The organism is Salmonella bongori NCTC 12419, from assembly GCF_000252995.1.
Classification (GTDB): domain Bacteria; phylum Pseudomonadota; class Gammaproteobacteria; order Enterobacterales; family Enterobacteriaceae; genus Salmonella; species Salmonella bongori.
Map to the genome: position 1 here is coordinate 268,712 of NC_015761.1, position 14,657 is coordinate 283,368.

At 50.9% G+C, this 14,657-nt stretch carries 9 protein-coding genes, 3 tRNA genes and 3 rRNA genes; 9 read left to right on the plus strand and 6 right to left on the minus strand.

The window, feature by feature from the left end; translation table 11 throughout:
* Nucleotides 1-102: 102 nt before the first annotated feature.
* Genes metQ through metN form a run of 3 tightly spaced genes read right to left on the minus strand, consistent with a single transcriptional unit; the run spans nucleotide 103 to nucleotide 2,634 of the window.
* Nucleotides 103-918, minus strand: a complete 816-nt coding sequence (metQ, locus tag SBG_RS01180) for a methionine ABC transporter substrate-binding lipoprotein MetQ (RefSeq protein ID WP_000874234.1) — start codon at nucleotides 916-918, stop codon at nucleotides 103-105.
* Between the two features lie 38 nt (nucleotides 919-956).
* Complete coding sequence (locus SBG_RS01185; RefSeq protein ID WP_001287481.1) at nucleotides 957-1,610, minus strand: methionine ABC transporter permease MetI; 654 nt, start codon at nucleotides 1,608-1,610, stop codon at nucleotides 957-959.
* Nucleotides 1,603-2,634, minus strand: coding sequence for a methionine ABC transporter ATP-binding protein MetN (metN, locus tag SBG_RS01190; protein ID WP_000593981.1), 1,032 nt, complete (start codon nucleotides 2,632-2,634; stop codon nucleotides 1,603-1,605). Before metN ends, SBG_RS01185 begins: the two co-directional genes overlap by 8 nt.
* 189 nt (nucleotides 2,635-2,823) lie before the next feature.
* Here metN and gmhB point away from each other — a divergent pair, with 189 nt between their 5' ends.
* The 7 genes from gmhB (at nucleotide 2,824) to SBG_RS01225 (ending at nucleotide 9,524) form a co-directional block, all read left to right on the plus strand.
* Entirely contained in the window at nucleotides 2,824-3,390 is a 567-nt protein-coding gene (gene gmhB / locus SBG_RS01195) for a D-glycero-beta-D-manno-heptose 1,7-bisphosphate 7-phosphatase (RefSeq protein ID WP_001140162.1), read from the plus strand.
* A 370-nt stretch (nucleotides 3,391-3,760) separates the two neighbouring features.
* Nucleotides 3,761-5,302: ribosomal RNA gene (locus SBG_RS01200) — 16S ribosomal RNA — on the plus strand.
* Between the two features lie 69 nt (nucleotides 5,303-5,371).
* A tRNA-Ile gene (locus SBG_RS01205) sits at nucleotides 5,372-5,448 on the plus strand.
* Nucleotides 5,449-5,558: 110 nt separating this feature from the next.
* Nucleotides 5,559-5,634 (plus strand) — tRNA-Ala (locus SBG_RS01210).
* 305 nt (nucleotides 5,635-5,939) lie between these two features.
* Nucleotides 5,940-8,942, plus strand: a 23S ribosomal RNA gene (locus tag SBG_RS01215).
* Nucleotides 8,943-9,139: 197 nt separating this feature from the next.
* A 5S ribosomal RNA gene (gene rrf / locus SBG_RS01220) occupies nucleotides 9,140-9,255 on the plus strand.
* The 16S, 23S and 5S rRNA genes sit together here with 3 tRNA genes alongside, the layout of an rRNA operon.
* Before the next feature lie 192 nt (nucleotides 9,256-9,447).
* Nucleotides 9,448-9,524: transfer RNA gene (locus SBG_RS01225), tRNA-Asp, on the plus strand.
* 89 nt (nucleotides 9,525-9,613) lie between these two features.
* On the opposite strand, the gene yafC is transcribed toward SBG_RS01225, so the two are convergent.
* The gene (gene yafC / locus SBG_RS01230; RefSeq protein ID WP_000648613.1) at nucleotides 9,614-10,528 is read right to left on the minus strand and encodes a DNA-binding transcriptional regulator YafC; all 915 of its coding nucleotides are present in this window, start codon (nucleotides 10,526-10,528) and stop codon (nucleotides 9,614-9,616) included.
* Between the two features lie 224 nt (nucleotides 10,529-10,752).
* On the opposite strand from yafC, the gene SBG_RS01235 reads away from it, so the two are divergent.
* Both SBG_RS01235 and SBG_RS01240 read left to right on the plus strand, forming a co-directional pair.
* A complete protein-coding gene (locus SBG_RS01235) occupies nucleotides 10,753-11,553 on the plus strand; it encodes an endonuclease/exonuclease/phosphatase family protein (protein ID WP_001230973.1) in 801 nt (266 codons plus the stop codon).
* A 77-nt stretch (nucleotides 11,554-11,630) separates the two neighbouring features.
* On the plus strand, nucleotides 11,631-12,401 hold the full coding sequence (locus tag SBG_RS01240; protein ID WP_000177800.1) for a class I SAM-dependent methyltransferase: 771 nt from the start codon (nucleotides 11,631-11,633) through the stop codon (nucleotides 12,399-12,401).
* 55 nt (nucleotides 12,402-12,456) lie between these two features.
* Here SBG_RS01240 and mltD read toward each other — a convergent pair whose 3' ends face one another.
* Both mltD and gloB read right to left on the minus strand, forming a co-directional pair.
* Nucleotides 12,457-13,824 carry a murein transglycosylase D gene (mltD, locus tag SBG_RS01245; protein WP_000644699.1) on the minus strand — a complete coding sequence of 456 codons (1,368 nt, stop codon included), beginning with the start codon at nucleotides 13,822-13,824 and terminating at the stop codon, nucleotides 12,457-12,459.
* Between the two features lie 71 nt (nucleotides 13,825-13,895).
* Nucleotides 13,896-14,651, minus strand: a complete 756-nt coding sequence (gloB, locus tag SBG_RS01250) for a hydroxyacylglutathione hydrolase (protein ID WP_001052762.1) — start codon at nucleotides 14,649-14,651, stop codon at nucleotides 13,896-13,898.
* Nucleotides 14,652-14,657: the final 6 nt, after the last annotated feature.

The window sequence follows — 14,657 nt, forward strand, 5'->3', positions numbered from 1 at the left end:
ATGTCCTAATTGCCAGATATTGAATCAGGAGCTTGCATAAATGACAAGACGGGCAATAGCCCGTCCTGCATATTATTACAGATTGTAGAAACAGCCTAAAACTTACCAGCCTTTAACCGCACCGCCATTAAAAACTTTATTTGCGGCTTCGTAGACTTCATCAGACTGGTAAGCCTGAACGAATTTCTTCACATTCTCGGCATCTTTATTGTCTTCACGTGTGACGATCAGGTTAACGTACGGAGAATCTTTATCTTCAACGAAGATACCGTCTTTTGCCGGCGTCAGGCCAATCTGGCTGGCGTATGTCGTGTTGATGACCGCTAAAGCGATCTGTGCGTCATCCAGCGAACGCGGCAACTGTGGGGCTTCCAGTTCGACGATTTTCAGATTTTTCGGGTTCTCCACAATATCCAGCGAGGTTGGGAGTAAACCAACGCCGTCTTTCAGCTTAATCAGCCCCACTTTTTGTAGCAGCAACAGGGAGCGGCCAAGGTTAGTCGGATCGTTAGGCACGGCAACCTGGGAACCGTTCTGTAGTTCATCCAGTGACTTGATTTTTTTGGAATAACCGGCAATCGGGTAAACGAAAGTTTTCCCCACGGCAACCAGTTTATAGCCGCGATCTTTGATTTGCTGATCCAGATACGGTTTGTGCTGGAAAGCATTGGCATCAATATCGCCTTTGCTCAGCGCTTCATTAGGCAGAACATAATCATTAAAGGTCACCAGTTCTACGTCCAGACCGTATTTTTCTTTCGCGACTTTCTGTGCGACTTCGGCTACCTGCTGCTCTGCGCCGACAATCACGCCGACTTTGATATGATTCGGATCTTTTTCATCCTGGCCGCAACCCACAAGTGCCAGAGAACCAATCAGAGCACCCACTGCCGCAAAGGTTTTGAATTTGAACGCCATGCTTATTTCCTTAATGAGTATTAGTGTTGTGTTTAACGTTACTTATGCGTGACAGCCCTGACGATGCGATCGCCGGATAACTGAATTAAATAAACCAGAACGACGAGTAATACCAGCACGGTATTCATTACGGTAGCATTGTAGCCAATGTAGCCGTACTGATAGCCGATTTGACCGAGGCCGCCAGCGCCGACTGCGCCACCCATCGCGGAATAACCGACCAGGGTAATTAGCGTAATGGTTGCCGCATTCACCAGCCCAGGCAACGCTTCTGGTAAAAGAATTTTACGGACAATTTGTAATGGCGTGGCGCCCATCGCTCGCGAGGCTTCGATAAGCCCTGCTGGGATCTCTAACAGCGCATTTTCCACCATGCGGGCGATAAAGGGAGCGGCGCCAACGGTCAGCGGCACAATGGCGGCCTGTAAGCCAATAGATGTGCCGACAATCACGCGGGTAAAGGGGATCATCCATACCAGTAAAATAATAAATGGGATGGAACGGAAAATATTTACCGCCGCAGAGAGTGTGCGATACAGTCTGGCATTCTCAATAATTTGTCCTGGGCGCGTCACATACAGCAATACGCCGACCGGCAGGCCAATCACAAAACCGAAGAAACCGGAGACAAAGGTCATCGCCAGCGTTTCCCAAACGCCACGAACCAGTAACCACATCATTGCCTCAGACATAACCCAGTACCTCTACTTTCACGTGATGCTCCTGCAGCCAGGCAATTGCGGCTTGCGTCTCTTCTTGTGTGCCGTGCATTTCCGTTAGCATGATGCCGAACTTCACGCCGCCTGCGTAATCCATCTGCGCGCTGATAATATTATTGTTCACGTTGAAACGGCGGGCGGTTTCGGAAAGTAGTGGGGCATCAACGGACTGCCCGGTAAACTCCATACGCAGCATTGGCACGCTGTCAGCTTCCGGTGTCGTTTTCAGCCGTGCCAGATAATCTTCCGGAATATCCAGATGTAAGGTGGATTGAATGAACTTTTGCGCCAGCGGGGTTTTCGGATGTGAGAAGACTTCGCTAACGGTATCCTGCTCAATCAGCTCGCCACCGCTGATAACGGCAACGCAGTCACAAATGCGTTTGACCACGTCCATTTCGTGCGTGATGAGCAGAATGGTTAGCCCCAGGCGGCGATTGATATCTTTTAGCAGTTCCAGGATAGCGCGGGTGGTCGCCGGATCGAGGGCGCTGGTCGCTTCATCGCACAGCAATACTTTTGGATTACTGGCTAACGCACGGGCAATCGCCACGCGTTGTTTTTGCCCACCAGAAAGATTTGCCGGGTAGCTGTCGTGTTTATCCCCCAGACCGACCAGTTCCAGGAGCTCTGTGACGCGCCGTTTAATTTCCTCTTTTGGCGTGCTATCCAGTTCCAGCGGCAGAGCCACGTTGCCAAATACGGTTCGAGAGGCCAGCAGATTAAAATGTTGAAAAATCATGCCTATCTGTCGACGGGCTTGAGTGAGTTCCGCTTCAGAGAGCGTGGTCAGCTCTTGACCGCCCACTATTACACTTCCTTCAGTGGGACGCTCAAGTAAGTTTACGCAGCGAATGAGCGTGCTTTTACCGGCACCAGATGCACCGATGACGCCGTAAATTTGTCCGGCAGGGACATGCAGGCTGACATTGTTTAGCGCCTGAATGCTGCGAGTTCCCTGATGGAACACTTTGTTAATATTCGAAAGTTTAATCATTGATTATTTATTATCGTAATGAAATTAGCGGTGGCATTTTTGTCTGCCTGATACGGTCAACGCCGTCAACAGAATGGATGTTAAGGCATCCAGACGTCTAAATCAATCAGGCTTTATACGATGAGCACTTTCCTGCCCGCTGAAACATGCGATACTAGCGTGACTTGCTTTATTCAGGAGCTATAAAAGGTGGCAAAGTCTGTACCCGCAATTTTTCTCGATCGTGACGGCACTATTAATGTCGATCACGGCTATGTACATGAAATCGATGAGTTTGAGTTTATAGAAGGCGTTATTGACGCGATGCGTGAGCTAAAAGCGATGGGCTATGCGCTAGTCGTGGTGACGAACCAGTCCGGTATTGCGCGTGGCAAGTTTACTGAAGCGCAGTTTGAAACTCTGACCGAATGGATGGACTGGTCACTGGCGGATCGTGATATCGATCTGGACGGCATCTATTATTGTCCGCATCACCCACAGGGCAGCGTGGAAGAATTCCGCCAGGTATGCGATTGTCGCAAGCCACATCCAGGAATGTTGTTCTCTGCGCGCGATTTCCTGCATATCGATATGGCAGCCTCTTATATGGTGGGAGACAAACTGGAAGATATGCAGGCAGCTGCGGCGGCACAGGTAGGGACAAAAGTACTGGTGCGAACGGGAAAACCGGTTACGCCAGAAGCAGAAAATGCCGCTGATTGGGTGTTAAATAGCCTTGCTGATCTGCCATCGGCGATAAAAAAGCAGCAAAAATAAGCGTTATGGGTAAAAGATGAGCGGTTAAAACAAAAATGCATTTTTCCGCTTGTCTTCCTGAATCGACTCCCTATAATGCGCCTCCATCGACACGGCGGATGTGAATCACTTCACACAAACAGCCGGCCGGTTGAAGAGAAAAATCCTGAAATTCAGGGTTGACTCTGAAAGAGGAAAGCGTAATATACGCCACCTCGCGACGGTGAGCTGAAAGCCGCGTCGCACCTGCTCTTTAACAATTTATCAGACAATCTGTGTGGGCACTCGAAGATACGGATTCTTGACGTCGCAAGACGAAAAATGAATACCAAGTCTCAAGAGTGAACACGTAATTCATTACGAAGTTTAATTCATTGAGCATCAAACTTTTAAATTGAAGAGTTTGATCATGGCTCAGATTGAACGCTGGCGGCAGGCCTAACACATGCAAGTCGAACGGTAACAGGAAGCAGCTTGCTGCTTCGCTGACGAGTGGCGGACGGGTGAGTAATGTCTGGGAAACTGCCTGGTGGAGGGGGATAACTACTGGAAACGGTGGCTAATACCGCATAACGTCGCAAGACCAAAGAGGGGGACCTTCGGGCCTCTTGCCATCAGATGTGCCCAGATGGGATTAGCTTGTTGGTGGGGTAACGGCCCACCAAGGCGACGATCCCTAGCTGGTCTGAGAGGATGACCAGCCACACTGGAACTGAGACACGGTCCAGACTCCTACGGGAGGCAGCAGTGGGGAATATTGCACAATGGGCGCAAGCCTGATGCAGCCATGCCGCGTGTATGAAGAAGGCCTTCGGGTTGTAAAGTACTTTCAGCGGGGAGGAAGGTGTTGTGGTTAATAACCACAGCAATTGACGTTACCCGCAGAAGAAGCACCGGCTAACTCCGTGCCAGCAGCCGCGGTAATACGGAGGGTGCAAGCGTTAATCGGAATTACTGGGCGTAAAGCGCACGCAGGCGGTCTGTCAAGTCGGATGTGAAATCCCCGGGCTCAACCTGGGAACTGCATCCGAAACTGGCAGGCTTGAGTCTCGTAGAGGGGGGTAGAATTCCAGGTGTAGCGGTGAAATGCGTAGAGATCTGGAGGAATACCGGTGGCGAAGGCGGCCCCCTGGACGAAGACTGACGCTCAGGTGCGAAAGCGTGGGGAGCAAACAGGATTAGATACCCTGGTAGTCCACGCCGTAAACGATGTCGACTTGGAGGTTGTGCCCTTGAGGCGTGGCTTCCGGAGCTAACGCGTTAAGTCGACCGCCTGGGGAGTACGGCCGCAAGGTTAAAACTCAAATGAATTGACGGGGGCCCGCACAAGCGGTGGAGCATGTGGTTTAATTCGATGCAACGCGAAGAACCTTACCTGGTCTTGACATCCACGGAAGAATCCAGAGATGGATTTGTGCCTTCGGGAGCCGTGAGACAGGTGCTGCATGGCTGTCGTCAGCTCGTGTTGTGAAATGTTGGGTTAAGTCCCGCAACGAGCGCAACCCTTATCCTTTGTTGCCAGCGGTCCGGCCGGGAACTCAAAGGAGACTGCCAGTGATAAACTGGAGGAAGGTGGGGATGACGTCAAGTCATCATGGCCCTTACGACCAGGGCTACACACGTGCTACAATGGCGCATACAAAGAGAAGCGACCTCGCGAGAGCAAGCGGACCTCATAAAGTGCGTCGTAGTCCGGATTGGAGTCTGCAACTCGACTCCATGAAGTCGGAATCGCTAGTAATCGTGGATCAGAATGCCACGGTGAATACGTTCCCGGGCCTTGTACACACCGCCCGTCACACCATGGGAGTGGGTTGCAAAAGAAGTAGGTAGCTTAACCTCCGGGAGGGCGCTTACCACTTTGTGATTCATGACTGGGGTGAAGTCGTAACAAGGTAACCGTAGGGGAACCTGCGGTTGGATCACCTCCTTACCTGAAAGAAACGGTCTTTGCAGTGCTCACACAGATTGTCTGATAAAAAACGAGCAGTAAAACCTCTACAGGCTTGTAGCTCAGGTGGTTAGAGCGCACCCCTGATAAGGGTGAGGTCGGTGGTTCAAGTCCACTCAGGCCTACCAGATTCGCTCCCGTGCTTTGTTGTGGCAAAGCTCGCATACTGATGTATGCTTCGCTTCACCACGCCGCGCCCGGAAACGAATCAACGGTAAAGAGGTTCTGACTACACGATGGGGCTATAGCTCAGCTGGGAGAGCGCCTGCTTTGCACGCAGGAGGTCTGCGGTTCGATCCCGCATAGCTCCACCATCTTGTGAGTGTTTACGAAAAAATACTTCAGAGTGTACCTGAAAAGGTTCACTGCGAAGTTTTGCTCTTTAAAAATCTGGATCAAGCTGAAAATTGAAACACAGAACAATTTCGATTGTTCGTGAGTCTCTCAATTATCGCAATCAGAAGAAACCTGTAAAAGGCGATGTGAGCGAAGTGAAGACAAGGCGTACCGCACGCAGCGAGCGCAGTGGACTTAATGTCCATGAGCATCGCGAGTACGGAACAACGCAGTATTCACGACGCGCAACAAGCCGGACAGAAAAGACATCTTCGGGTTGTGAGGTTAAGCGACCAAGCGTACACGGTGGATGCCCTGGCAGTCAGAGGCGATGAAGGACGTGCTAATCTGCGAAAAGCGCCGGCGAGGTGATATGAACCCTTGACCCGGCGATGTCCGAATGGGGAAACCCAGTGTGACTTGTCACACTATCATTAACTGAATCCATAGGTTAATGAGGCGAACCGGGGGAACTGAAACATCTAAGTACCCCGAGGAAAAGAAATCAACCGAGATTCCCCCAGTAGCGGCGAGCGAACGGGGAGGAGCCCAGAGCCTGAATCAGCAGGTGTGTTAGTGGAAGTGTCTGGAAAGGCACGCGATACAGGGTGAGAGCCCCGTACACGAAAATGCACCTGGTGTGAGCTCGATGAGTAGGGCGGGACACGTGGTATCCTGTCTGAATATGGGGGGACCATCCTCCAAGGCTAAATACTCCTGACTGACCGATAGTGAACCAGTACCGTGAGGGAAAGGCGAAAAGAACCCCGGCGAGGGGAGTGAAAAAGAACCTGAAACCGTGTACGTACAAGCAGTGGGAGCCCCACCACTAAGCCAGTGGTGAGTTCCATGACGCATCCTTTGCTGAGGAGAGGGTTAACGGAGCGTAAGCGACGTTCAACCGCAAAAGAAGCAGAGGGGGCTTAGTGGTGGGGTGACTGCGTACCTTTTGTATAATGGGTCAGCGACTTATATTCTGTAGCAAGGTTAACCGAATAGGGGAGCCGGAGGGAAACCGAGTCTTAACCGGGCGTTAAGTTGCAGGGTATAGACCCGAAACCCGGTGATCTAGCCATGGGCAGGTTGAAGGTTGGGTAACACTAACTGGAGGACCGAACCGACTAATGTTGAAAAATTAGCGGATGACCTGTGGCTGGGGGTGAAAGGCCAATCAAACCGGGAGATAGCTGGTTCTCCCCGAAAGCTATTTAGGTAGCGCCTCGTGAACTCATCTCCGGGGGTAGAGCACTGTTTCGGCTAGGGGGCCATCCCGGCTTACCAACCCGATGCAAACTGCGAATACCGGAGAATGTTATCACGGGAGACACACGGCGGGTGCTAACGTCCGTCGTGAAGAGGGAAACAACCCAGACCGCCAGCTAAGGTCCCAAAGTCATGGTTAAGTGGGAAACGATGTGGGAAGGCCCAGACAGCCAGGATGTTGGCTTAGAAGCAGCCATCATTTAAAGAAAGCGTAATAGCTCACTGGTCGAGTCGGCCTGCGCGGAAGATGTAACGGGGCTAAACCATGCACCGAAGCTGCGGCAGCGGCACGCAAGTGTTGTTGGGTAGGGGAGCGTTCTGTAAGCCGTTGAAGGTGGCCTGTGAGGGTTGCTGGAGGTATCAGAAGTGCGAATGCTGACATAAGTAACGATAAAGCGGGTGAAAAGCCCGCTCGCCGGAAGACCAAGGGTTCCTGTCCAACGTTAATCGGGGCAGGGTGAGTCGACCCCTAAGGCGAGGCCGAAAGGCGTAGTCGATGGGAAACGGGTTAATATTCCCGTACTTGGTGTTACTGCGAAGGGGGGACGGAGAAGGCTATGTTGGCCGGGCGACGGTTGTCCCGGTTTAAGCGTGTAGGCTGGTTTTCCAGGCAAATCCGGAAAATCAAGGCTGAGGCGTGACGACGAGGCACCACGGTGCTGAAGCAACAAATGCCCTGCTTCCAGGAAAAGCCTCTAAGCGTCAGGTAACATCAAATCGTACCCCAAACCGACACAGGTGGTCAGGTAGAGAATACCAAGGCGCTTGAGAGAACTCGGGTGAAGGAACTAGGCAAAATGGTGCCGTAACTTCGGGAGAAGGCACGCTGACATGTAGGTGAAGCGGTTTACCCGTGGAGCTGAAGTCAGTCGAAGATACCAGCTGGCTGCAACTGTTTATTAAAAACACAGCACTGTGCAAACACGAAAGTGGACGTATACGGTGTGACGCCTGCCCGGTGCCGGAAGGTTAATTGATGGGGTCAGCGCAAGCGAAGCTCCTGATCGAAGCCCCGGTAAACGGCGGCCGTAACTATAACGGTCCTAAGGTAGCGAAATTCCTTGTCGGGTAAGTTCCGACCTGCACGAATGGCGTAATGATGGCCAGGCTGTCTCCACCCGAGACTCAGTGAAATTGAACTCGCTGTGAAGATGCAGTGTACCCGCGGCAAGACGGAAAGACCCCGTGAACCTTTACTATAGCTTGACACTGAACACTGGTCCTTGATGTGCAGGATAGGTGGGAGGCTTTGAAGCGTGGACGCCAGTCTGCGTGGAGCCGTCCTTGAAATACCACCCTTTAATGGCTGGTGTTCTAACGTGGGCCCCTGACCGGGGTTGCGGACAGTGTCTGGTGGGTAGTTTGACTGGGGCGGTCTCCTCCCAAAGAGTAACGGAGGAGCACGAAGGTTGGCTAATCCTGGTCGGACATCAGGAGGTTAGTGCAATGGCATAAGCCAGCTTGACTGCGAGCGTGACGGCGCGAGCAGGTGCGAAAGCAGGTCATAGTGATCCGGTGGTTCTGAATGGAAGGGCCATCGCTCAACGGATAAAAGGTACTCCGGGGATAACAGGCTGATACCGCCCAAGAGTTCATATCGACGGCGGTGTTTGGCACCTCGATGTCGGCTCATCACATCCTGGGGCTGAAGTAGGTCCCAAGGGTATGGCTGTTCGCCATTTAAAGTGGTACGCGAGCTGGGTTTAGAACGTCGTGAGACAGTTCGGTCCCTATCTGCCGTGGGCGCTGGAAGATTGAGGGGGGCTGCTCCTAGTACGAGAGGACCGGAGTGGACGCATCACTGGTGTTCGGGTTGTCATGCCAATGGCACTGCCCGGTAGCTAAATGCGGAAGAGATAAGTGCTGAAAGCATCTAAGCACGAAACTTGCCCCGAGATGAATCTTCCCTGAGACTTTAAGTCTCCTGAAGGAACGTTGAAGACGACGACGTTGATAGGCCGGGTGTGTAAGCGCAGCGATGCGTTGAGCTAACCGGTACTAATGAACCGTGAGGCTTAACCTTACAACGCCGAAGATGTTTTGGCGGATTGGGAAGACGGACAATTTTCAGCTCAGATTCAGAGTCCGAAGGATTTTACGCTGAGACAAGGCGGCAAACGCAGCGACGGAAGGAGCATACAGAAGTATGTGACTGACGCCCGCAAGAGCAGCCAACGCCGTATCAGTGTAAAAGACACAGGACAGAGCACAAAGAATTTGCCTGGCGGCACTAGCGCGGTGGTCCCACCTGACCCCATGCCGAACTCAGAAGTGAAACGCCGTAGCGCCGATGGTAGTGTGGGGTCTCCCCATGCGAGAGTAGGGAACTGCCAGGCATCAAACAAGAAGTGTGGCACTGACTTTCGGAGCAGTTCACTACTCGAGAGAGTAGGACAAAAGCGACAGCTTTTGAACGTTGCGCAGCAACGGCCCGAAGGGGGAATCACGAAGTGATTCATAAACTGCCAGGCATCAAATTGCAGTAACCCGGGGTGACAACCGGCGGTAGTAAAGTAAAAGAATTCGGTGGAGCGGTAGTTCAGTTGGTTAGAATACCTGCCTGTCACGCAGGGGGTCGCGGGTTCGAGTCCCGTCCGTTCCGCCACTAATTAAGAGCCCTGAGCATATGTTCAGGGCTTTTTTGTTATCTATAAATCAATCATTATCCTGTTCTGGCAACCCTTCACTGCATTTTTAGCGCTCTTTGTCCGCGTTTCCTGACTCTGTTTTTATATGTTCGCTGAGGAAGTCAATAAAGGCCCGTATTCGGGTACTGACGGCACGATCGCTGTAGTAAACGGCGCTGAAGGGCATTTCTACCGGTAACCGTTTGTCGGCCATCAGTTCTATCAACGTGCCTTGTGCGATCTCTTTATCGATCATATAGTCGGACAGGCAAGCGATACCATTTCCGCTAAGACAAAGCTGCTTTAACGTTTCTCCGCTGTTAGACGAAATCCCGCTATGAACTTCATGCAATTGCCCATCGCAACAGGCAACCGGCCACGTGTTGAGCGAAAGCGGTTCAGTAAATCCCAGGCAGACATGCTGTTTCAGTTCCTCAACGTTTTTGGGGGCGCCATAACGAGCAACGTAATCAGGAGAGGCAATAATTTTTCGGTAGCTGGTAAATAGAGGACGAGCACGTAAACTGGAATCGGTCAACTTACCTGCGCGTATAGCGACATCGACTTTTCGTTCTATAAGATTAATAAATGTTTCGGAGGAGACCAGCGACAGTGTGACTTCCGGATAACGCTCAAGAAAAGGTTTTACTAACGGCATCAGGAAATGCAGAATAACTGGTGTTGCGGCATCAATGCGCAGCAAACCGCGAGGTGTATTGCGAGTTTCCAGTATTTCCGTTTCGGCGGCAGCCATTTCCTGCAATATTATTTGTACCCGACGAAAATAGCGCTCGCCTTCTTCTGTAAGACTCAGTTGCCGTGTTGTTCGGTTGATTAAATTTACGCCCAGCTTCATTTCCAGTTTTTTTACTGCGCGACTAATTGCAGAATTGGCCTGTCCCAGCCGTTCTGCGGCACGGCTAAAGCTCCCGCTCTCGACTACCGCTACAAAAATGGTAAGTTCTTCTGATGTCGCTTTCACGTTTGTACCCGAAGTTTAAGCGTTGCTGAGCATTTTGCTATTAAAACATCTGCTGGCGCAATATTCATCCCGTTGCTGACAGACAGAGGGCTAAATGATGATGTAAGTGTTTGCAAACCTAACAATAGGCAATTGTACATTGAAAGTCTGCGCTAAAATCCCTATAACAGAATAACCATTCCGTTTCCGGACTGGTTGACGTTATAGAGGTTTGAAAGTCAAAAGTGCGAAAAAACACCTATGCGATGCGCTATGTTGCCGGACAGCCCGCCGAACGGATTTTACCGCCAGGGTCGTTTGCGAGCATTGGTCAGGCATTGCCCGCCGGGGAACCGTTAAGCAGTGAAGAGCGGATCCGTATCCTTGTATGGAATATATTTAAGCAGCAGCGGGCCGAATGGTTATCGGTGCTGAAGAACTACGGTAAAGATGCGCATCTGGTTCTGCTGCAGGAGGCGCAAACGACACCTGAACTTGTGCAGTTTGCCACCGCTAACTATCTTGCAGCCGATCAGGTTCCTGCTTTTGTATTGCCTCAGCATCCGTCTGGCGTTATGACCCTTTCTGCCGCCCATCCTGTTTACTGCTGCCCTTTACGGGAAAGAGAGCCGATTTTACGTTTGGCGAAATCGGCTCTGGTGACGGTATATCCGTTGCCGGACACCCGGTTATTAATGGTGGTAAATGTTCATGCGGTAAATTTTAGTCTGGGCGTTGATGTTTATAGTAAGCAGTTACTTCCTATTGGCGATCAGATTGCGCATCATAGCGGACCTGTCATTATGGCGGGTGATTTTAATGCCTGGAGCCGTCCTCGCATGAATGCGTTGTACCGCTTTGCGCGTGAGATGTCGCTGCGCCAGGTGCGTTTTACTGACGATCAGCGTCGTCGTGCATTTGGACGGCCGCTGGACTTTGTTTTTTATCGTGGTTTAAACGTGAGTGAAGCGTCAGTATTGGTGACGCGCGCTTCCGATCACAATCCGCTACTTGTTGAATTCAGTCCCGGCAAACCTGAATCATAAAGGTAAGTCAGGTCTGCCATGGGGCAGGCCTCAACGGTTGCTGCCCTCGACTTTCTCCATAACAGAAGGGCAACACCATGACAATGCACTCTCATCATAATAACGTTGATAAACAGTTTGGTTCGCAGGCAAACGCTTATTTACATAGCGCTGTTCATGCCGAGGGCCGCGATTTAGTACGTCTGGCGCAAAGGTTGTCTGGTTTTTCACAGGCGAATGTACTGGATATGGGGTGTGGGGCCGGACACGCCAGTTTTATCGCGGCGCTGAATGTCAAATCGGTAGTGGCTTATGATTTGTCAGCCAGGATGCTTGAGGTAGTCGCCGGGGCGGCGGAAGAAAAACAGTTAAATAATATTATTCTCCGGCAAGGCTATGCAGAAAAACTGCCCTTTGAAGAGGCGTCGTTTGAGGTGGTGATTAGCCGCTATTCCGCTCATCACTGGCACGACGTTGGTCAGGCCCTGCGTGAGGTTCACCGTGTATTAAAACCTGGTGGCGTGCTGATTATTATGGATGTCATGTCGCCAGGACATCCTGTACGCGATGTCTGGCTGCAAACGGTGGAGGCGTTACGCGATACGTCGCATGTCCGTAATTATTCCAGTGGTGAATGGCTGGAAATGGTCAATAAAGCGATGCTGATGACGAATACGCTGGAAACCGATCGTTTATCGCTGGAGTTTCGCTCATGGGTAACGCGGATGCGTACGCCGGCGGCGCTGGTGGAGGCAATTCGCTTGTATCAGGCGAGCGCATCGGCAGAGGTGAAGCGCTATTTTGAGTTACAGGATGACGGCTCGTTTAGTAGCGATACTATCATGCTGGAGGCGTATAAGACGGTATAACAATTATAAAAGGCGCCGGGGAAGCGGCGCCTTTTGGCTTTTTCGTCGGACAATATCAGGAGTCTGGCGTGCTATTGTCCTTCACGAACAGCGTAAGCTGATCGCCCGGTTGCAGATTATCCGTATCATGATTCCAGCGCATCACATCTTTGATATTCACTCCGTGACGTCGGGCAATGCTGGAAAGCGAATCGCCTTTACGGACACGATAGGTAATGCTATCGCTATTGTTAGCCAGTCGCTGTGCGCTGCTGCCAGCGCCAACGTTCAGACTTTGCCCAACCTTCAGGCGGGAACCACGCAGGTTATTCCACTGCTGCAAATCTTTAGTGCTTACGCCAAGACGTGAAGCAATGCCTGACAACGTATCGCCAGAACGCACCTTATAGCTGCGGCTATTCAGTGGTGTATTATCGGCGATCAACCGGGACTGAACGGCGTCAATCTCACCGGAAGCCAGCGACTCACGCAGTTGCTCAGCATGTTTTTTGGGTACCATGACATATCGCGGACCGCTTACGCCTAAGGTAGACCCTTTTACGCCGGCATTGAATGTCTTCAGCTTACTGATAGACATGCCTGCCATATCTGCAACCTGAGCCATTTCAACGGGGCTGTTTAAACGGACCCGCGCCAGCGCCCGGCTTTCATCTGTTGTTGGCAGACGTACGCCGTAACGTTTGCTGTTTTTGAGAATTTCACTCAACGCCAGCATTTTTGGCACATAGACCTTTGTTTCCCGTGGTAAAGAAAGCGACCAGAAATCCGTCGGTTTTCCACGGGCTTTGTTTGCCTTAATTGCCCGCATAACACGGCCTTCGCCACTGTTATACGCGGCAACGGTTAACAGCCAGTCGCCGTCAAACATTTTGTTCAGACGCTGCATCATGTCTAACGCGGCGGTTGTAGAGGCTACAACATCACGACGCGCGTCATAATTACGGGTCTGTTTTAAACCATAATTGCGCCCTGTGCTCGGTATGATCTGCCAAATACCTGCGGCATTGGCGCCAGACGTTGCGTGAGGATCAAAAGCGCTCTCCACTATGGGTAATAGTACCAGCTCCATAGGCATGTTACGTTTCTTAACCTGCCCCGCTATCCAGTACATATACGGCTCTGCCCGTAAAGTCACATCGTGGAGATAGCTCTTATTGCGTAAATACTTCTGTTTCTGTTCGCGAATCCGGCTGTTTTCCGGAATTCCCATCTTTAGCTCGTCGCCAATGAAAGCCCACAAGTCCTGATCTGGCGCGATGGACGTCCCATCGTCCATCCATCGTGCCTGACTCGTAAACTTTCCTGCTTCCCCTTGACCAGCTGCAGAAAGGCTCTGTGCGTGCTGTTGGACGTTGCCAGCGTTCTGAGACGTCTGGCACCCCACAAGCAGGACAGAGGCGAGTAATATCGCTTTTGCCTTCATGTGTGTGTCAATAGTTGCTTAAAAGACGACCGATCATAACGGCGAAGTTAACGAATGACAAGTAAGAATTATCAGAACGTGTCTTTCTTTGACCTTAACCATGCAAAACGCGCTTCTGGTTGTTGCAATATTGTTTCTTTGTTTATTTCATTAATTAAATCAATATCTTCTGTTCTTAAAAAAAGATTAATCTTACGCTCATTTTTCAGCATAACGGGGAGTGTCATTTGTTTTTTTACACGTAACTCGTTAACTTTACGATAATATTCATTTATGAACGAATCGTGCGGAAGAATGCTCAATGCGAACTTAATGTTCTCTAAAGTATACTCATGAGCACTGCAGATTAATGTATCGTCAGGAAGCGAATTTATCTTCATAAGTGATTGATACATTTGCGACGCGGTGCCTTCGAACAGCCGACCGCAACCACCAGAAAACAGGGTGTCGCCGCAAAATAAGTAAGGATGACTAAAGTAACAGATGTGCCCTGACGTGTGACCAGGCGTAGCAAATATACTAAATTTGCGGCCTAAAACGAGGAGAGTATCACCATCGCCAACAAGGTGAGTGGCTCCCTTGTCTTGTGTTTCTGCCGGTCCATAAACGGTCATGTGCGGGAAATGTTGCAACAGTTCTTTTACTCCGCCAACATGGTCGTGATGGTGATGCGTCAGGAAAATCACCTCCGGAACCCATTTATTCTCAGCGATGGCCTTTAAGACCGGCGCAGCCTCTCCGGGATCAACAATTACACAGCGGCTTTCTTGATCTGCCAGTACCCAAATGTAATTGTCCTGAAATGCGGGAATACTGTTAAGATTCATATATTA